The sequence below is a fragment of the Pseudomonas sp. AC255 genome, assembly GCF_979258175.1.
This window is the reverse complement of the sequence record NZ_OZ409841.1, coordinates 1,965,978-1,984,549: the sequence shown is the minus strand read 5'-3', so window position 1 is coordinate 1,984,549 and position 18,572 is coordinate 1,965,978. Positions and strand designations below refer to the sequence as shown.

Genomic DNA, 18,572 nt, shown 5'->3' with positions numbered 1-18,572 from the left:
GAGTAAATCGGCAAAAAAACAGCAGCCCGAAGGCTGCTGCCGTTTCATTGCAGTTTAGACAAGGCTTACAAAGGACGACCAATGCCGTTGCAGGCGTTGGCGTTGTTGATGTCCAGGTTATTGCCCGAGGTGTTGGTGATGAAGTTGGCGGTCACAGCGGTTTTCCAGTTGTTGGGAACCGGCGTGAAGCTGTGGGCGACGGTGGCGACGTTGTTGCCCGGGTTGCTGTAGTGGGTGGTCAGGAAGTTGCGCACGGCGGTGGCCACGGCTGCATCTTTGTAGCACTGGCCGAAGATGAAGTTGGTGTAAGCCACAATCGGGTAACCGCTTGCCGGGTTAGGCACGACCGGGGCCCAGCCAGCCGGGTTGGCAGGTGCGCTTGGCACCGGTGCAGTGCTCAGCGCCAGCGTCACGTTAGCGTTGGTTGGCTGGACGCCATTGACGCGGGCAACCACAGCGTTGCTGGTGGCGTTCACGCCGTCTGGACCCACATAGCCGATCGAACCGTCCACGGCGTTCACCGCAGTGGCCACATCAGCGGTGTTGGCTACGCCGACCCAAGTCGATGGCAGCGCGGAACCGGCCGGCAGACGAGCGTTGGTGAAGGTGGAGTTGACGGCGAATTTGCCTGGGCAAACGGCGTTCAGGTGGCGACTGAGGATTTCAGTGGTGCCACTGGACACGCTGCGGTAAACCACACGGATCGGCGTGCTGTCGGCGTTACCCAGCAGAGCGCCCCAAGTGGTGGCGGTGCCCGAGAGCGCATCGCACAGTTGAGCGCTGGTCAGGTTGAGCGCGGTCTGACCGGATTTTTTGTACGGAATGGCAACCGAAGTGGCCACCGATGGCAGCTGGATCAGCGGGCCGTACGAAGCACCGAAGTTGGTGGTGTAGGTGCTGAGTTCCGAAGCGCTGAGGATCGAGTCGCTAGCGGCAAAGTGCACAGTACCGGTGGTGCTGAACTGGGCGGCGTTGTTGGTCAGGAAAGCGCTTTTGCCAATGCCGCTACCGGTCACGGCGTAGCTGAAGTTGGCAGGCAGGATGCTGTTGGCAGAACCTTTGTACAGCGCGGCAGGCAGCGAGGCGCCACCACCGGTTACGGCCATGGCCTGGGCGGAAGCCAGAGCGGCGACGGTCAGTGAGGCGGCGATCAGAGTGCGCTTGAACATGAAGAATCTCCTTTTCAACTTGGTTTGGAACACAGGTTTCGGAAGGCTTGCATGACACCGGGAGGGTCCACCGCAGTGGAGCCGCAGGGAGAAATTCGCAGCTTCCGGTGACAGATAAAGGAAAAACCTCGGGAGCTGCGGGGCGTTTTTTGCGCGGATTTCTCGGGTGTTTGCGCGGCGTCGCGGCATGTCTGGATCGGGGGTTTGGCTGAATCGGGCTGGAGCCGTTGGCGGATGGTTGCAGATGACAGAATGGAGAACCCGAGGACGGGCGGATTGGGGCTCGGGTGGTGATGAGAGTGGTGAAAAAAACTGAATGATTTATTGCCCTGACCGGCCTCATCGCTGGCAAGCCAGCTCCCACAGGGGTGCAGTGTTGTTAATGCAATCTGGGGTACAACACAAATACCTGTGGGAGCTGGCTTGCCAGCGATGAGGCCGGCCCGGCCAACATCAAAAGCGGCTACTGCACCAACTGATTGATCTCAATAATCGGCAACAACACCGCCATCACAATCACCAGAACCACCCCGCCCATCACCACAATCATCAGCGGCTCGAGCAGCGCGGTCATGCCCATCGCCCGTCGTTCAATGTCCCGGGAAAGCGTCTGCGCCGCGCGCTCGAGCATCGGCGGCAGCGAACCGGTTTTCTCGCCGCTGGCGATCAAGTGAATCAGCACCGGCGGGAAGACATTCTCCACGCGCAGCGCGGCGGCGAGGTTGACGCCTTCGCGCACCTTCGCCGTGGCCTCGCTGACGCTCAGGCTCAAGCGGTCGTTGGACAAGGTCTGCCGCGCTGCTTCCAGCGCACGCAACAACGGCACGCCGGCACCGCCGAGAATTGCCAGCGTGGAGGCGAAGCGCGCGGTGTTCAGGCCGAGAATGAAACGCCCGAACAGCGGCAGCTTCAGCACCCGGTGATGCCAGCTCAAACGCGCCGCCGGATTGCGCAAATATAGACGCCAGCTCCAGAACGCCCCGGCCATGAGCGCCGCACACAACCAACCCCAGGCGCGAATGAAATCACTGGCGGTGAGCATCGCCAGGGTCAACCCGGGCAAATCCTGCCGCGCCTGGGAAAACGCGCTGACCACCTGCGGCACCACGTAGCTGAGCAGGAAAATCACAATGCCGATCGACACCAGCCCGACCACGCCCGGATAGATGAACGCGGTAAGAATCTTGCCGCGCAGGTTGTTGCGTTCCTCGATGTAATCGGCCAGCCGTTCCATCACCTGCGCCAGATCGCCGGACTCTTCGCCAGCGGCAATCAGCGCGCGGTAAATCTCGGGGAAATCCCGTGGCCGCGACGCCAGCGATTCCGCCAGACGCATGCCGCTGCGCACATCGGCGCGCACGGCGCTGAGGGTGTGGGCGATGTGCTTTTTCTCGGCCTGCTCGACCGTGGCGCTCAGCGCTGCTTCCAATGGCAGACTGGCGCCGAGCAGGCTCGCCAGTTGCCGGGTGGCCCAGGCGAGGTCGTTGTCGGAGAGTCTGGCGCTGAACAAACCGCCGCCGCCGTGTCGGGCGACGTTGCTTTCCTCGTGCACCGACAGCGCCGTCAGGCCACGCCCGCGCAAGGCACTGAACGCCGCGCTCTGGCTGTCCGCCTCAAGGTGCCCGGACTCGATTTTCCCGGTGGTATCCGCCGCTTCAAAGCGATAGCGATTCATCAGGCGTCCCGTGTCACACGAAGGATTTCTTCCGGCGCGGTGGCACCGCTGCGAATCCAGCGCTCACCGTCCTCACGCAGGCTGAACATCCCCGCTTTCGACGCCGCCGCGCGCAGGGCCTGCTCCCCTGCTCCTTGGTGAATCAGCGTGCGGATGTTGTCGTCGATGCAGAACAATTCGTGGATGCCGGTGCGGCCGCTGTAACCGGTGTGATTGCACGCCGCGCAACCGACCGGCCGCCAGGTGCCGGGCGTCGCCGGGTCTTCCTGTTTGCACTGATTGCACAGGCGTCGCACCAGGCGCTGCGCAAGCACGCCGAGCATGGATGACGCGAGCAAGAACGGCTCAACACCCATATCGATCAGGCGATTGACCGCCGACACCGCGTCGTTGGTGTGCAGCGTCGCCAGCACCAGATGCCCGGTGAGCGAGGCCTGCACGGCGATTTGCGCGGTCTCGAGATCGCGGATCTCGCCGATCATGATGATGTCCGGGTCCTGGCGCAGAATCGCCCGCAGCGCGAGGGCAAAGGTCATGTCGATCTTGGCGTTGACCTGAATCTGGCTGATCCCCGGCAAATCGTATTCCACCGGATCTTCCACGGTGAGGATGTTGCTGGTGCTCGCATCCAGCCGCGCCAGCGCCGCGTAGAGGCTGGTGGTCTTGCCGCTGCCGGTCGGCCCGGTGACCAGGACGATGCCGTGGGGCTGGCGGATCAAATGATCGAGTTTGGCCAGCACCTGCGCATCCATGCCCAAAGTTTCCAGATGCAGGCGCCCGGCCTGTTTGTCGAGCAGGCGCATCACCACGCGCTCGCCGTGGCCGGTGGGCACCGTCGACACCCGAATATCGATCGGCCGCCCCGCTACGCGCAAGGCAATGCGACCGTCCTGCGGCAAGCGTTTTTCGGCGATGTCGAGCTGAGCCATGATCTTGATCCGCGACACCAGCGCACCGTGCAACGCCTTGCGCGGCGAGACCACGTCGCGCAGAGTGCCGTCGACGCGGTAGCGCACCACCGAATGGGTTTCGAACGGTTCGATATGAATGTCGCTGGCTTCATCGCGCGCGGCCTGGGTGAGCAAGGCGTTGATCATGCGAATCACCGGCGCGCCGTCCTGGGTGTCGAGCAGGTCGGTGATCTCCGGCATGTCCTGCATCAGCCGATCGAGATCGACTTCGTTTTCCGCAGCACCCACCACCGCCGCCGCACTGCCGGTATCGGCGTAAGCGCTGGCGAGCAAACCGTCGAGCTCGTCATCACGCACCCGCTCGACCTGCGTCGCGCCGAACTGCCGACGCACTTCGCTGATCGACCAGCCCGGCGTTGACGGGCACACCGTCAGCACGCCATCGCGCAAAAGAATGCGCTGCGCCTTGGCCCAGGCGTACGGCAATACACTCATCGCCCTTCCTCCCCACAATCCACCGTGGCAATGAGATCCCCTGTGGCAATGCGATCCTCTGTGGCAATGCGATCCTCTGTGGCGAGGGGATTTATCCCCGTTGGGCTGCGAAGCAGACCCAAAACTTGAAAACCAGTTTCTACAGGCAAATCGCGTGTACCGGTGTTACGACTGCTGCGCAGCCGAGCGGGGATGAATCCCCTCGCCACAATCATCATCTCAGTCAAAACCGGGTGCTCCCTTCAATCGAAACCGTGGCAATGGGATCCCTTGTGGCAATGGGATCCTCTGGGGCAATGCGATCCTCTGTGGCAATGAGATCCCCTGTGGCAATGGGAACCTCTGTGGCGAGGGGATTTATCCCCGTTGGGCTGCGAAGCAGACCCAAAACTTGAGAACCGGTTTCTCCAGGAAAATCGCATGTGCCCGGTTTACGACTGCTGCGCAGCCGAGCGGGGATGAATCCCCTCACCACAATCATCATCTCAGTCAAAACCGGGTGCTCCCTTCAATCGGTACCGTGGCAATGGGATCCCCTGTGGCAATGAGATCCTCTGGGGCAATGCGATCCCCTGTGGCGAGGGGATTCATCCCCGCTGGGCTGCGAAGCAGACCCAAAACCTGAGAACCGATTTCTCCAGGAAAATCGCGTGTGCCCGGTTTACGACTGCTGCGCAGCCGAGCGGGGATAAATCCCTCGCCACATTCATCATCTCAGTCAAAACCGCGTGCTCCCTTCAATCGGTACCGTGGCAATGGGATCCCCTGTGGCAATGAGATCCTCTGGGGCAATGCGATCCCCTGTGGCGAGGGGATTTATCCCCGTTGGGCTGCGAAGCAGACCCAAAACTTGAGAACCGGTTTCTCCAGGCAAATCGCATGTGCCCGGTTTACGACTGCTGCGCAGCCGAGCGGGGATGAATCCCCTCGCCACAGTCATCATCTCAGTCAAAACCGGGTGCTCCCTTCAATCGAAACCGTGGCAATGGGATCCCTTGTGGCAATGGGATCCTCTGGGGCAATGCGATCCCCTGTGGCGAGGGGATTTATCCCCGCTGGGCTGCGAAGCAGACCCAAAACCTGAGAACCGATTTCTCCAGGAAAATCGCGTGTGCCCGGTTTACGACTGCTGCGCAGCCGAGCGGGGATAAATCCCCTCACCACAGTCATCATCTCAGTCAAAACCGCGTGCTCCCTTCAATCGGTACCGTGGCAATGGGATCCTCTGGGGCAATGCGATCCTCTGTGGCAATGAGATCCCTGTGGCGAGGGGATTTATCCCCGTTGGGCTGCGAAGCAGACCCAAAACTTGAGAACCGGTTTCTCCAGGCAAATCGCATGTGCCCGGTTTACGACTGCTGCGCAGCCGAGCGGGGATGAATCCCCTCGCCACAGTCATCATCTCAGTCAAAACCGGGTGCTCCCTTCAATCGAAACCGTGGCAATGGGATCCCTTGTGGCAATGGGATCCTCTGGGGCAATGCGATCCCCTGTGGCGAGGGGATTTATCCCCGCTGGGCTGCGAAGCAGACCCAAAACCTGAGAACCGATTTCTCCAGGAAAATCGCGTGTGCCCGGTTTACGACTGCTGCGCAGCCGAGCGGGGATAAATCCCCTCACCACAGTCATCATCTCAGTCAAAACCGCGTGCTCCCTTCAATCGGTACCGTGGCAATGGGATCCTCTGGGGCAATGCGATCCTCTGTGGCAATGAGATCCCTGTGGCGAGGGGATTTATCCCCGTTGGGCTGCGAAGCAGACCCAAAACTTGAAAACCAGTTTCTACAGGCAAATCGCGTGTACCGGTTTTACGACTGCTGCGCAGCCGAGCGGGGATGAATCCCCTCGCCACAGTCATCATCTCAGTCAAAACCGGGTGCTCCCTTCAATCGGTACCGTGGCAATGGGATCCTCTGGGGCAATGCGATCCCCTGTGGCGAGGGGATTTATCCCCGCTGGGCTGCGAAGCAGACCCAAAACCTGAGAACCGATTTCTCCAGGAAAATCGCGTGTACCGGTTTTACGACTGCTGCGCAGCCGAGCGGGGATGAATCCCCTCGCCACAGTCATCATCTCAGTCAAAACCGGGTGCTCCCTTCGATCGAGACCGTGGCAATGGGATCCTCTGGGGCAATGAGCCCCCCTGTGGCGAGGGGATTTATCCCCGCTGGGCTGCGAAGCAGACCCAAAACCTGAGAACCAGTTTCTCCAGGCAAATCGCGTGTGCCCGGTTTACGACTGCTGCGCAGCCGAGCGGGGATAAATCCCCTCGCCACAGTCATCATCTCAGTCAAAACCGGGTGCTCCCTTCAATCGAGACCGTGGCAATGGGATCCTCTGGGGCAATGCGATCCCCTGTGGCAATGCGATCCCCCGTGGCGAGGGGATTTATCCCCGTTGGGCTGCGCAGCAGACCCAAACCTTGAGAACCGGTTTCTACAGACAAATCGCGAGCACCGGTTTTACGACTGCTGCGCAGCCGAGCGGGGATAAATCCCCTCTCCACAGTCATCATCTCAGTCAAAACCGGGTGCTCCCCTTCAATCGGTACCGTGGCAGTGGAATTCCCTGTGGCAATGAGATTCTCTGGGGCAATGCGATCCCCTGTGGCGAGGGGATTTATCCCCGTTGGGCTGCGAAGCAGACCCAAACCTTGAGAACCGGTTTCTACAGGCAAATCGCGTGTACCGGTTTTACGACTGCTGCGCAGCCGAGCGGGGATGAATCCCCTCGCCACAGTCATCATCTCAGTCAAAACCGGGTGCTCCCTTCAATCGGTACGGCTTTGATCGTGGCGCGTGGGCCTGATGTCGGCCCCGGCGCTGGCACGCCTTGCGCAGCGCTCGGCAATTGCGGCGCCTGCATGTCGGGCATCGCCCAGCTGCGTTCCGGCTGCAAGCCGCCCTGGGCGCGGCGCATGAAGTCGTAGCGGTTGAGGGTGATGCTGCGCCCCGCTTCGCTGTCGCGGATGATGTACGGGCGCAGGAACACCATCAGGTTGGTCTTGGTGATCGCCCGGCGTTCGTTGCGAAACAGCGCGCCGATGCCCGGCAGGCTGCCCAGCCACGGCACCGCATCATTGCTCTGGCTGTAGCCGTCCTGAAGCAACCCGCCGAGGACCATGATCTGCCCATCGTCGAGCAGAATGCTGGTGTCGATCGCCCGTTTGTTGGTGACGATGCCCGCCGCAGTCACGCTGTTGGACGCGCGCTCATCGATGCTGCTGACCTCCTGATAGATATCCAGCTTCACCGTGCCGCCCTCGGAGATCTGCGGGCGTACGTTGAGCTTGAGGCCGACCTCTTCGCGGGTCACGGTCTGGAACGGGTTGTTGCTGGTGCCCCCGCCGCCGGTGACGTAGCTGCCACTGACAAACGGGATGGTCTGGCCGACAAAAATGCTCGCCGCTTCGTTGTCCAGGGTCAGCAGGTTCGGCGTCGACAGCACGTTGGTGCCGCCCTTGCTCTTCAGCGCCCGCGCCAGCACTTTCAGGTCGAGAATCTTGCCGATGCCGGGGATGTCGACCGTGCCGTTGACATAGCCGAGGTTCAAACCCTGCGGCAGTACGTCGATGCTGTTCTTGGCACCCGTGTTGAGACCCGCGCCACCCAGATTGGCGCCACCGATCACGCCCTTGCCGCCAAGATTGCCGGTCTGCCATTGAACACCGAATTCGCTGGCATCGTCCTCGCCAACCTCGACGATCAGGCTTTCGATCACCACTTGCGCACGGCGCTGGTCGAGCAAATCGATAACCTCACGCAGGTTGCGATACAGCGGTTCCGGCGCAGAAATCAGCAGCGTGTTGGTGGTGGCGTCAGCCTGAATCGTCACGCCACCAGCGCTGAAAGCCACGTCCTGTTCGCTACTCTGCGTACCGCCATTGCTCGCCGCGCCGCCACTGCCCTGCGCATAGCTGCCGCCGGTTGCGCCGCTGCCAGTCGTCGTTGAAGTGCCAGTGCTCGGCGTGCTGCTCTGGCCGTTCTGCCCGGCATTGCCGCCGGTGCTGCTGCCCATCGCGCTGAGCACCGAACGCGCCGCGTCGCTGCTGCCGCTGTCACTCTCTCCAGTGAGCAAACCGCGCAACGCCTGCGCCAGTTTCGCCGCTTGGGCGTTGCGCAGATAAACCACGTGCAGATTGCTCGGATTGCTCTGCGCGTTGTCGAGTTTGTAGATCAGGTTGCGCGCCAGCTCGGTGCGCTCGGGGCTGCCGGCGCGGATGATGATGGTGTTGGAACGTGGGTCGCCGATCACGGCGATTTTCTGCGTCGGATCATTGCCCGGCGCGTCGAGCAAGTCGGCCACCATCGGCGCGATGTCGGCAGCGATGCCGTTCTGGATCTGCACCACATCGGTGTCGATCGCGCTCGGCGTGTCGATGCTCTCGATCAACTGCGCGACGCGGGTGAGGTTCTCGGCGTAATCGGTGATCACCACCGTGTTATTGCCGGGGTAGGCATTGATCGGATTGTTCGGCGAGACAATCGGGCGCAGCACCGGGATCAGGTTCACCGCGTTTTCGTATTGCAGGCGAAACGTGCGCGTGAGCATGCCGTTGCCGGCCGGTTTGTCAGCGCTGTAGATCGGCCCGCCGAGCAGTTTCGCGTCGGCCTCGGGAACCACCTGCGCCACGCCGCCGACATCGACCACGCTGAAGCCTTGCATGCGCAACGCCGCGAGCAACATGTCAAAGGCCTGACGGGCCGGCACCTGACCTTCCGAGACCAACGTCAGATTGCCCTTGACCCGTGGATCGACGAGAAACTGCTGCCCGGTGGCCCGCGACAGCGCCCGCACCACCGCCTGAATATCGGCCTCGACGAAATTCAGCGTCACCGGTTGCTCGCCCAACGGATTGCGCGGGATCGCATTGCTCGGCGCAGCACCACCACTGCGCCCACGCTGGCTGATGTTATGCAACTGCTTCGGCACCGGTCGCGCCTGAGCCTGCGCCCGTTCGCGATCGGCCACCGCATCGCCGCTGCGCTGGGTATTGGCCAGCGGCCGCCCGAGTTCGCTGTCGACCAACAGCGGCGGCTGATTCTGCGGCGCCGTGGTGCTGTTGCACGCGCTCAATGCCATCAGCAACAACGGCAGCGCCAGACGTGCCGGTTTGCAGCGTGACTCCTTCATGAAGCTTCCTTAGCGCCCTGCGCCTGATCCATGCGAACGGTGCCTGACAAAGTGCCGGCGGTGACATCGGTCGAGGTTTCGTTTGCGCGTTGCAACTGCGCCTCGACCACCTGCAGAGAAAGTTGTGATGGCTGGCTGAGCAGCCAGTCGAGCAGCGCATCGGCCGGCGCGGCGTCGACATTCAACTGCCACGCACCGCCCTCCGCCGCTTGTAATTGATAATGCCCGGTGAGCCCCGCCGCTTGCAGACTTTGCTCCAGCGACTGGTCAACGCTCTGCCCCTGCGGCCGCACATTGACGCTACGCAACAGCACTTCCAGCGCCTCGGTTTGCGCGCGCAACTTGGGCGTTTCGCTCTGCCAAAAAGTGATCCTGGCCAATGGTGGTTTGACCAGCGTCAGCCAGATCAGCAGACCGACAAGCACCAGCGCCATGCCGGCGACCATGCGTTTTTCACGCAACGCCAACGGCTGCCAACGCGCCTGCAACTGGCTGCGCAAGCGCTGCCAGCGCGCACGGTAAATCGCCAGCGTCGCCCTACTCATCGTCTGCTCCGCTGTCGTCGTCTTCGTTGGTGTTGGCGCTGGATTCATCGCTCGGGCGCAGCGTCCAGCCTGCGTCATCGGCAGTGACGCTGATGCCGGCCTGGGCCAACGTGCTTTGCCAGTCTTTGTCGTTGCCGCCACGGTTTGCATCGCTGAGCAGCGCCAACTGCAAGACGCCGTCGCGATAGGTCAGACGCTCGACACTGCCAGCCATGAACGGCATGCCAGTGCCGGCCTGCAACACCAGTCGATTGAAATTTTGCGCCGGGTCATCGACCGCGACTTTTTGCCGCTGCTCCAGTTGCTGACGCGCCTGTTGCAGCGGGTTGAGAATCACCGGCAATTCGGGGAAGGCCTGCTTCACCCGCTGACTCATCTGCGCCTTGAGCTGCTGGCCCTGCCGCGCTTCGCGGGCGGCATAAAGATTCAGGCCAATCACCCAAACGGCCACGGCCAAAGCCACACACCCGACAGCGCGCCCCCAGCCACGTTGCTCGCCGCCGGTTTGTTGCAGACCACCGTGCAAACCCCAACCGGGCAAGGGGCCGATCCAGCGTTGCGTCGCTTCAGCTGCGAACGATGCCTCATCAACTTCGTCACCGAGCAACGGCTCAACCTGCGCACTGTTCAAACTCTCGCGCCGGAGCAAATGCCCGTCCGCCACACAAGCGACAACCCCCGGCAGCACTGGCAGGCTGTACGGCGCCGGATACAAACCGCGCAGCGTCAACCCCGCCTGCTTGAGTACCGCAGCCAGACGCTGCAAGTGCTGCCGCGCCACCCAGGCGATTTGCACCTGCCCACTCGCATCACGAGGGCTGTGGCCGATATGCATTTGGCTGCTGTCACCGAGCATCAACGCCTGCGCCGCACACTGCACAGCGGCCGCCGTTTTGTTCGCGGGCAGCGGCGGCAGATCAATGCTGGCGAGCAGGCTGTCGGCCGGATGCAGAAAACACAGCAGCGGTGGTTGCTTCGGCCGTTGCCCCAACTGACTCAAAGTGAGCCGTTCCTCACGACTGACCTGCCCCTGACGATCCAGCCAGGCGCAACTCACTTCGCTGTGCAACTCCAGCTCCGCCAGCGGCGGCAACGCGACGCGCAACTGACTCATGCGCCCACCCGCGACCAGATCACCTGCGGCAGCCGATCCTCACTGCGATGCAGCAACGCGTCGAGGCTGACCCGGCGCTGATCACGCCGCGCTTCACCGCGCAAACGAAACCAGTCACTGGTGATACCGACCTTGACGCTGCTCATTTCCAGCTGCGGCATGCGCAAGCGGTTCACGAAATCGCCGCGATTGATAAACCAGCGCCCGGCGTCACGCTCGGCAATCAACGCCGTCGCCCGCTCCAGCGAAAGCCCCGGCACATACGCCGCCAGCACCTGCGCCGTCGCGGTGTTGCCGTTGATCCACGTCGTCGCCGGAATCACCGTCACATACGGCGCGAGTTGGCCGATCAGCGCATCGGTCACGCCTTCGACGCTGCGCAAATCATCCAGCGTGCGCAGCATCGGCACCTTCGGCGGTTGCGGTTTGTGATCGGCATCGGGCGAAGTCGCGCGGCCACTGTCGAAACCGGCTTTGCCAGTCGCACCAATTTGCGCATTGAGCAAATGCGGATAACCGGCAATCACCCGCTGACGGATGCGCTGGCTGACAACGGCACTCACACCGATCAGTTCACACAAGCGCTCGAACGCCTGCACCTGCGCCTCATCGATGCGCTCATTGGCGACCAGATTGCGCAGGTTGAACTTGCCCTGCTCGTCCTCCAGCCGCCCGGCAAAACCCGACGCCAGCAACGGCTGCGCCCAAGGCTGATCACGCCGGGTCAACGGATCACGCAGCCGCGCATCCCACAGCAACTGCCGGCTGATCTCCAGGCCACCCTGCGCCAGCCAACGCCCCTGCACCCGCTGCTGATCGGCCTCCAGCGCCCGGGTCGCCACGCTCTGGCGCGTCAACATACCCGCCGCAATCACCGCCACCACCGCCGCGATCAACAACGCACTGATAATCGCCATGCCCCGTTGCTTCGCCCCGTTGAGCGAACCTGTGTTCACGGCCGGCCTTACAACTGCCAGGAACCGATATCGGCATTCACGCCATCGCCGTCAGGCTGGCCATCGGCGCCGAGGGAAAAGATATCGACCTCACCATTCGCGCCCGGGTTGAGGTACTGATAAGGCCGGCCCCACGGGTCATTCGGCAAACGCTCCAGGTACGAACGCCAGTTACTGTTCTTCGCATCCGCCGGCCGCTCGACCAACACCTTCAACCCCTGATTCATGCTCGGATACGTGCCGTGATCGAGGCGATACAACTTCAACGCCTGCATCAACCCGCCAATATCCTGCTTCGCCGCCGTCGCCCGCGCCTGATCCGGCCGGTCGAGCACCTTGGGCACCACCATCGCCGCCAGAATCCCCAGAATCACCACCACCACCATGATCTCAATCAAGGTAAAACCCTGCTGCCCACGCGGCATGCGCGGCGACTGACTGAGCGTGTTCAAAGGTGCGATATCCATCTCGACATTCCCTGGCTTGATCCGAATTCGACGCGCAGTGTTGCAAGAAGATATGTCAGGGATGTTGAAAATCCTCGGGTGTTTCCGTCGTCAAGCCGTCAAGGACGCGGGTTAGCGTCGAGGGCTGGGTTTTGGTTTTGGGCCATGTATGCGCGCGCGTTCGCGAGAGGAAGGATTCACCCTGATTGAAGTGCTGGTGGCACTGGCGATTATTGCCGTGGCCATGTCAGCCGCCGTGCGTGTCGCGGGGTTGATGACGCAGAGCAGCGGGGTTTTAAGGGATCGGTCGGTGGCGATGATTGCTGCGCAGAGCCGGATGGCTGAGCTGCGTCTGGAGGGCCGGTTGCCGAATGGGATGAAGGCTGTTGAATGTGATCAAGGACGGCTTATGTTGCGCTGCGAACAGGTGATCGCCAGCGCAGAGAATGGGCGACTGCTCAAGGTTGGCATTCAGGTATTCGACCGCAACCAAGATGCGCCGCCATTGGCCAGACTGGAGACCCTGTTGTCACGGCCAGGAAGCCCCTCACCCTAGCCCTCTCCCGAGGGAGAGGGAACCGATTCGGGGAAATTCGTGACACACGCCGACCTGAACGTATCGCTCTGAATCCAGCACCGCTGAAGCCCAGCAAAGCCATAGCCGCTAAGGTCTTCCAGGTCGATGTATAACGCAAAAGACCTCGGTCGGCCCCTCTCCCTCCGGGAGAGGGCTGGGGTGAGGGGCTCTTCTGCCGCGGTGCATAAGCATCAAAAATCCATAATCAACAGGCTCGTCCAGGTCGATGCACAACGCAAGACACCTCGGTCGGCTCCCTCTCCCTCCGGGAGAGGGCTGGGGTGAGGGGCTTTTCTGCCGCACCTAAAATCCCAAGGCCCTGCGCCGGATCAAGGCCAACGACATCACCCCGCCACCTCCAAATTATCCATCACCCGATTCACCGCCAGCTCCCCCAGCATGATCAGTTGAGCAACCCCCAACAACGCCCGCCGCTGCGGTGCCGGCAACAGACTGGAAATGTCCTGAGCAATCGTCTTCGCCGAAGCAAGCGTTTCACTCGCATCAGCCAACAGTTCTTCATTCTTGGTATCCGCCGTCACCGCATACATCCCACGCGCCTTACGTGGCGGAGGCAGGAGATTGTTTGGCGACAGGTAATGATCGAGCGCGCGGTCAGCGGCTTCGTGGAGCTTGTTTGAATCGAGGGATTCGTAGGGAGACGTGGGATCGATTTCGGGCGGGTTGGGTGTTTGTTTGATCATGGTGAAGCTCCTTGATTATCGGAGCCGCCACGTTTCGCTGCGAAACGAAGAGAGGTGGCAGCTGTACGCAGGTTCGCAGACCGGGAATCAAGGAACCCGGCATACCCGAAGGTATCCCGCGCACAGCCGCCATAAAGCACCATTGCCAAAAATGACAACGAACTGGAGCGCTGTGCGCCTTGATTGATCCGGGCTGCGAAACCCGGTCGCTGATTCGTCAGCGACCGCACCACAATAGAACCCCGCCCCTAGGCGCACAAGCCGGCGGATTCTGGCGTAGCTGTAGGCAAAGGCGCAAGGATATGTAGCCTCGGAGCGTGACTGGAGATGTCTTTTTAAACGTTGGCGCTTATCGAGGCCTCATTGAACTACGCCCACCAAAAGGGTTTGTGCCCTCGCTAACTTACTGAGCTGCCTTTTAACCCTGGTAATCAGCAGCCGCCCTTGGCAAAAAGTAGTCGTTAAAAGCGAATCAATGCAGTGAACATATTTGAGGTTTATTCACACACGAATCTGTGCTCAACCTTTTGCATGCGTAGCGTCTGCCTGAGAGAAATGATGGCAAAAAGATACCAATCTTCAGTAAGATCCATTAGTAAGCAAGTCAGCGGTGGTTTGCTTGAATGTCGACGTTAAATCGGAAGTGAAAATGAAGCTCATCACCACGGCTGTAGACTTAGAAAAAATCTCCAACGGCTTATCAAGAGCTACTCAAATATATCTATTGGGGTCGCATGGGCTTCGGCCTCAACGAAACCCTACGAGCTTCTCTTGCAGCATAAGGATAAAATTCGCATTGGAGTGATTGGAACCCATTTCTATCAGACCCATCCTGACGTGTTGGACGACTTCCTACAATCCAACACCGTCAAATTTGTACTACAACCCAAGGGCGTATTTCATCCAAAGGTATATCTCTTTTGGAGCAACCATCATTGGGAAGCAATCATCGGCAGCGCCAACTTCACTGCCGGCGCACTGCGAGAAAACACTGAACTTTGCACTCTTCTTTCTCATGAGGATGGCGACCATTTTCAAGGCCTGCAAGCCGTTATAGAAGGCTATGCGGAGCGAGCCAAATCTATAACGCCAACCGAAGCTGTTAACTACCGCAGAATTTGGAAGACCAAGCAACCTGAGCTTCGCAAGCTCATAGATCACTACGGCGATAAGCCTCCGACAAAGTCAGCTATCGAATCAGAAGTGATGAGCATGGATTGGAAAACGTTCCTTGCTGAGCTAAAGAAGGACAAATTGCACGGCTTCGATGAACGTCTGGACCTCTTGGATAAGATCCAAAAGGTATTTGCAAGCGTACCTCACTTCAAGGACGTCGATGCTCAAACTCGGCGAGCGATTGCTGGGATACCAAACAAGATAATGAAGCATGCAGCTTGGTTTGGCTCCATGCAGGGTGCTGGTGCCTTCAAAAACATAGTAATTGAAAATCCTGAGTTTTTATCAAGTGCTCTAGACCAAATACCATCCGCTGGTACAGTCACTAAAGATCAGTACCAACGCTTCATTGCCGAATACTTGAAAGCATTCCCAAATGGCCGCGATGGCATAGGGACTGCGACGAGGTTGCTGAGCATGAGGCGCCCAGACCAGTTCCTTTGTGTCGACAGCGCGAACCTCAAAAAGCTTGCTAAAGACGTTGGTATGAACAGTTCCACACAGCTTGACTACGAGCGCTACTGGGAAGAAGTTATTGAGAGAATCATGCATGCCCCTTGGTGGAACTCAGCTCCGCCGAAATCAGGCAAAGATCTCAAGGCTTGGAAGGCAAGGGCGGCCATGTTGGACGCTATCTTTTACGAACCAAAGTAAATATAGAGTTCGAAGACACCAAAATTATCGAGCAGACTGACTATCTAGCCACGGTTGCGTACGCAGCCGTCGCTCGCTGCATTTCCGTCCTCAGTCACTCTTGCCTATGACGCGCGGCTTAAATCAGCCAAAAGTGTACCTTCGATCTGTCAGACCATTGTTACCCTTCGGCCAACCGGGTGGCGACGTTGCTTTAATTTGGCTTTTGCAGACTTCGAATGACCGAACGCGCTGTTAGTAGCTTAGTGAATTTTGTTCGAATCGAGGAATTCGTAGAGAGACGTAGGATCGGTTCCGGGTGGGTTGGGTGCTGGTTTGATCATGGTGAAGCTTCTTGATTATTGGAGCCGCCACCGTTCGCAGTCAAACAAACAGGGTGGCAGCTGTACGCGGGTTGACCGACCGGACATCAAGGAATCAGGCACACCTGAAGGTGTCCCACGCACAGCAACCGCAACAGAATTTCAGACAATGCCTGATTAGGTGCAGAACGCTGGCGCGCCTTGATAGAGGGCGGACGGTCAAATCCGATCGCTGATTCGTCAGCAACAGCGCCACAATAGAACCCGCTCCTAAGGCGCACAAGCCGGCAGATTTTGGCGTCGCTGTAGGCAAAGGCCAAAGGATAGCCTGGGAACATGACTCGAGATATTTTTTTGAACATGTATGTCTATCGATTCCCCCTGTGTCACGTAGCTCTAACGAGATCCGCCGCCTGATACGTTTGAGTCTATCTGGTTCTATGTTTCTAGGATCAAGCACTCAACGGCAGCGCTCCTCATTGCCTAAAACAAAATGATTTGCCCGTCGTGTACCAAGCGATAGCCAGTGGCTGCAATCGTCCCAAATTGTTCTGTAATCGCTGACAGCTACCAATATCTACAGACGTTTAAAATATCAAGAAGTTATTTACCATTAAAGAACGTTTTCTTTTGAACTTTTGATTTAAAGCGCGAATCGAGTGTTGAGATCAATGCTGCCGGAATTTGTGTCCAGCCGGATGCGAATAGCGAAAAAAGAGTATCACTGATATATTCATCTACTTCATGCGCAAGCTTGGGTAAATCACTCACAAAATCACCTCCTCTCACGACATCTTTCAACTCGTCAATCATTGGTAAGGTGCTTAAACTTTGGGAGTGAATATGCGCTGACAGAAGCCGATATGGATCCACTTCTGTACGAGTCATAGTATCTTTCAAGATCCCATATCTAGAGCCAAATTCGGCACAATATTTACCTAAGTAATCGAGAATTTCTTTTTTCAGCTTAAAGCCGTCCCCTGTAGCATTTACAAAGTCCCATTCCACAGAATGATCTTTGAAGTATAGCCAGCTAAGGATTAAATCAATTTCGGTGCGCATCGCCAGCAAAGCCGGCCTTACTAATCCTAGACCAGAACAAGCAGCCACTTCTCTCAGAGACGATACCGCCCCATCAAGTAGTTCATCTGCAACACCGGTTTTTAGACTATTAAGAAAGGGCACCCACTCAAGGAACAATTTCGATTGACGGTCAATTTCAGTAATCACATCAACGCCACTTACTTCTGAAAACTGGTGAACAGCACTTAGAAGATCGACTAGTTGCTTTCGAGCCGGCATTTTTTACTCCTTCAGAACCCAGTCATCTTTCTCGTTTAGTCCGTGTACTATTTGATTGCGAATTCGACTCGCAACATGCAGCAATTCTGAATCACTAAAGTCTTTGCTCAATAAGCGAACCCAAGCAGTAAAACCACTTTTAGGGTTTGGTGCGATTACCATTCTGTTGGGATAAGTCTCCTGAAGCATCCCCTCAAGCGCAGCAAACGATTGTTTCGCAGATAGCCTAGATTCCACAACCAACAAATCATATACTTTTTCAGCAACACTACGATCCTTATAATAATCATCCTGATATTTCTTATTAAATGTTTTCTCTCTAACTTCCCCGCCAGCCAATAGCACTCTATTAAAACGATCAAACTCCGATAGAATTTTTTTCGTATCGGCACTTTTTATGGCCTGAATGACATCTTCAGCACCATATCGATCAAATCCTGCTGCCGCAAGAAGCATGCACAGTTTTTTAATGTCTGCATTCATAATCCCCACCCTAGAGGTACTTTTAACTCATTCACGATTTTTGTAAGATTTCGCTTAAGCGCATTTACATGAGGAAGTTTTTTATCCGTTGCGCAACCAACTCTCCCCTCTTTTGCACTCAGCAAGGTGGATGATTTGAGGATGGTAGGAAGCGTTATAGGGCCAAATTTTGAGTTTGCTCGCAAAGTGCTTTCAAATTCGGCATTTACAGCACTTCCAGGCCCGCCATTTATTAGAACAATTTGTTTTGGCTTATTAACGATCGCTGGCAGACCGCTCACAAACTCATCCAACAATTCCAAACCTAAAATCGAGTACAAGTCCGACCTCACGGGAATCAGTAAATGACTTGAAGCAGTTAGTGCACAAAGACTCATAAAGGAGCTACTCGGATTACAGTCTATCACTATTAAATCATATTCTTTTCTTGCATTCTCCACAAACTCCATAAATCTTTTTTGGACTGGCTGCAAGGACTTAGGGTCATCTACTAGCGTGTACTTGGTCATCCTGAAGTCACCAGGCACAAGTCCTAATGCCGTTTTCTTAGTTGCAGTCCAATATCGAAGCTGCTTGGTTACTTCGCTAACTAAGGGCGGGGGCCCCAAATTTTTCGCAATCTTGAATAACGTAGGAGCTGAGGGCGGCTCCATGACAGAAAATATAGTTTTGTTATTTTTTTGGAAAGTTTGATATTCAGCTTGAGTCATCAAGGTTTGCGTTAAGTTAAATTGCGGATCAAAATCTATAATGAGAATAGATTTCCGTAAGACTTCCAACATATGTCTAAATAGGTGAGCGCTGATAGTGGTTTTTCCCACCCCTCCCTTCATATTCAGGACTGCTATAACGGGCGCATTAGAAACATCATTGCTTTGAGTCATCCTTGTTACCCTTGCTGTCGAGTTTTCTAAGTATTTATTATCAGCT

At 57.7% G+C, this 18,572-nt stretch carries 15 protein-coding genes; 2 read left to right on the top strand and 13 right to left on the bottom strand.

The features are described 5' to 3' along the window. Positions 1-65 precede the first annotated feature (65 nt). The 9 genes from ACZZ0K_RS09220 to gspG form a co-directional block, all read right to left on the bottom strand. Positions 66-1,169, bottom strand: a complete 1,104-nt coding sequence (locus tag ACZZ0K_RS09220; protein WP_217878331.1) for a substrate-binding domain-containing protein — start codon at positions 1,167-1,169, stop codon at positions 66-68. 463 nt (positions 1,170-1,632) lie between these two features. Then, positions 1,633-2,844 (bottom strand): type II secretion system inner membrane protein GspF, encoded by a 1,212-nt coding sequence (gene gspF, locus ACZZ0K_RS09215; protein ID WP_258706786.1) that lies wholly within the window; start codon positions 2,842-2,844, stop codon positions 1,633-1,635. Next, a complete protein-coding gene (gene gspE / locus ACZZ0K_RS09210) occupies positions 2,844-4,250 on the bottom strand; it encodes a type II secretion system ATPase GspE (protein WP_252876416.1) in 1,407 nt (468 codons plus the stop codon). The genes gspF and gspE overlap by 1 nt, the downstream gene beginning before the upstream one ends. 2,290 nt (positions 4,251-6,540) lie before the next feature. Further along, on the bottom strand, positions 6,541-7,005 hold the full coding sequence (locus ACZZ0K_RS09205) for a hypothetical protein (protein WP_258706787.1): 465 nt from the start codon (positions 7,003-7,005) through the stop codon (positions 6,541-6,543). Then, on the bottom strand, positions 7,002-9,383 hold the full coding sequence (gene gspD, locus ACZZ0K_RS09200) for a type II secretion system secretin GspD (protein WP_463559077.1): 2,382 nt from the start codon (positions 9,381-9,383) through the stop codon (positions 7,002-7,004). Before gspD ends, ACZZ0K_RS09205 begins: the two co-directional genes overlap by 4 nt. Further along, entirely contained in the window at positions 9,380-9,928 is a 549-nt protein-coding gene (gene gspM, locus ACZZ0K_RS09195) for a type II secretion system protein GspM (protein WP_463559076.1), read from the bottom strand. The genes gspD and gspM overlap by 4 nt, the downstream gene beginning before the upstream one ends. Next, positions 9,921-11,042, bottom strand: coding sequence for a type II secretion system protein GspL (gspL, locus tag ACZZ0K_RS09190; protein ID WP_463559075.1), 1,122 nt, complete (start codon positions 11,040-11,042; stop codon positions 9,921-9,923). Before gspL ends, gspM begins: the two co-directional genes overlap by 8 nt. Next, complete coding sequence (gene gspK / locus ACZZ0K_RS09185) at positions 11,039-11,959, bottom strand: type II secretion system minor pseudopilin GspK (protein WP_463559074.1); 921 nt, start codon at positions 11,957-11,959, stop codon at positions 11,039-11,041. The genes gspL and gspK overlap by 4 nt, the downstream gene beginning before the upstream one ends. A 47-nt stretch (positions 11,960-12,006) precedes the next feature. Beyond that, positions 12,007-12,465, bottom strand: a complete 459-nt coding sequence (gene gspG, locus ACZZ0K_RS09180; RefSeq protein WP_076562599.1) for a type II secretion system major pseudopilin GspG — start codon at positions 12,463-12,465, stop codon at positions 12,007-12,009. 148 nt (positions 12,466-12,613) lie between these two features. Here gspG and gspI point away from each other — a divergent pair, with 148 nt between their 5' ends. Further along, on the top strand, positions 12,614-13,000 hold the full coding sequence (gene gspI, locus ACZZ0K_RS09175) for a type II secretion system minor pseudopilin GspI (RefSeq protein ID WP_463559073.1): 387 nt from the start codon (positions 12,614-12,616) through the stop codon (positions 12,998-13,000). A gap of 365 nt (positions 13,001-13,365) precedes the next feature. On the opposite strand, the gene ACZZ0K_RS09170 is transcribed toward gspI, so the two are convergent. Next, the gene (locus ACZZ0K_RS09170; protein ID WP_463559072.1) at positions 13,366-13,725 is read right to left on the bottom strand and encodes a DUF6124 family protein; all 360 of its coding nucleotides are present in this window, start codon (positions 13,723-13,725) and stop codon (positions 13,366-13,368) included. 771 nt (positions 13,726-14,496) lie between these two features. Here ACZZ0K_RS09170 and ACZZ0K_RS09165 point away from each other — a divergent pair. Beyond that, the gene (locus ACZZ0K_RS09165) at positions 14,497-15,555 is read left to right on the top strand and encodes a phospholipase D family protein (protein ID WP_463559071.1); all 1,059 of its coding nucleotides are present in this window, start codon (positions 14,497-14,499) and stop codon (positions 15,553-15,555) included. A gap of 905 nt (positions 15,556-16,460) precedes the next feature. Here ACZZ0K_RS09165 and ACZZ0K_RS09160 read toward each other — a convergent pair. Genes ACZZ0K_RS09160 through ACZZ0K_RS09150 form a run of 3 tightly spaced genes read right to left on the bottom strand, consistent with a single transcriptional unit; the run spans position 16,461 to position 18,526 of the window. Further along, on the bottom strand, positions 16,461-17,159 hold the full coding sequence (locus tag ACZZ0K_RS09160; protein ID WP_463559070.1) for a hypothetical protein: 699 nt from the start codon (positions 17,157-17,159) through the stop codon (positions 16,461-16,463). Between the two features lie 3 nt (positions 17,160-17,162). Then, the gene (locus tag ACZZ0K_RS09155; RefSeq protein WP_463559069.1) at positions 17,163-17,642 is read right to left on the bottom strand and encodes a hypothetical protein; all 480 of its coding nucleotides are present in this window, start codon (positions 17,640-17,642) and stop codon (positions 17,163-17,165) included. Then, positions 17,639-18,526, bottom strand: a complete 888-nt coding sequence (locus ACZZ0K_RS09150; protein WP_463559068.1) for a ParA family protein — start codon at positions 18,524-18,526, stop codon at positions 17,639-17,641. The genes ACZZ0K_RS09155 and ACZZ0K_RS09150 overlap by 4 nt, the downstream gene beginning before the upstream one ends. Between the last annotated feature and the right edge of the window lie 46 nt (positions 18,527-18,572).

Bases quoted from the DNA above. Each gene is read 5' to 3' on its own strand.
- gspF (WP_258706786.1), bottom strand. From the start codon at position 2,844: ATGAATCGCTATCGCTTTGAAGCGGCGGATACCACCGGGAAAATCGAG.
- gspE (WP_252876416.1), bottom strand. From the start codon at position 4,250: ATGAGTGTATTGCCGTACGCCTGGGCCAAGGCGCAGCGCATTCTTTTG.
- gspD (WP_463559077.1), bottom strand. From the start codon at position 9,383: ATGAAGGAGTCACGCTGCAAACCGGCACGTCTGGCGCTGCCGTTGTTG.
- gspL (WP_463559075.1), bottom strand. From the start codon at position 11,042: ATGAGTCAGTTGCGCGTCGCGTTGCCGCCGCTGGCGGAGCTGGAGTTG.
- gspI (WP_463559073.1), top strand. From the start codon at position 12,614: ATGCGCGCGCGTTCGCGAGAGGAAGGATTCACCCTGATTGAAGTGCTG.
- gspM (WP_463559076.1), bottom strand. From the start codon at position 9,928: ATGAGTAGGGCGACGCTGGCGATTTACCGTGCGCGCTGGCAGCGCTTG.
- ACZZ0K_RS09170 (WP_463559072.1), bottom strand. From the start codon at position 13,725: ATGATCAAACAAACACCCAACCCGCCCGAAATCGATCCCACGTCTCCC.
- gspG (WP_076562599.1), bottom strand. From the start codon at position 12,465: ATGGATATCGCACCTTTGAACACGCTCAGTCAGTCGCCGCGCATGCCG.
- ACZZ0K_RS09160 (WP_463559070.1), bottom strand. From the start codon at position 17,159: ATGCCGGCTCGAAAGCAACTAGTCGATCTTCTAAGTGCTGTTCACCAG.
- ACZZ0K_RS09150 (WP_463559068.1), bottom strand. From the start codon at position 18,526: ATGACTCAAAGCAATGATGTTTCTAATGCGCCCGTTATAGCAGTCCTG.
- ACZZ0K_RS09220 (WP_217878331.1), bottom strand. From the start codon at position 1,169: ATGTTCAAGCGCACTCTGATCGCCGCCTCACTGACCGTCGCCGCTCTG.
- ACZZ0K_RS09155 (WP_463559069.1), bottom strand. From the start codon at position 17,642: ATGAATGCAGACATTAAAAAACTGTGCATGCTTCTTGCGGCAGCAGGA.
- gspK (WP_463559074.1), bottom strand. From the start codon at position 11,959: ATGGCGATTATCAGTGCGTTGTTGATCGCGGCGGTGGTGGCGGTGATT.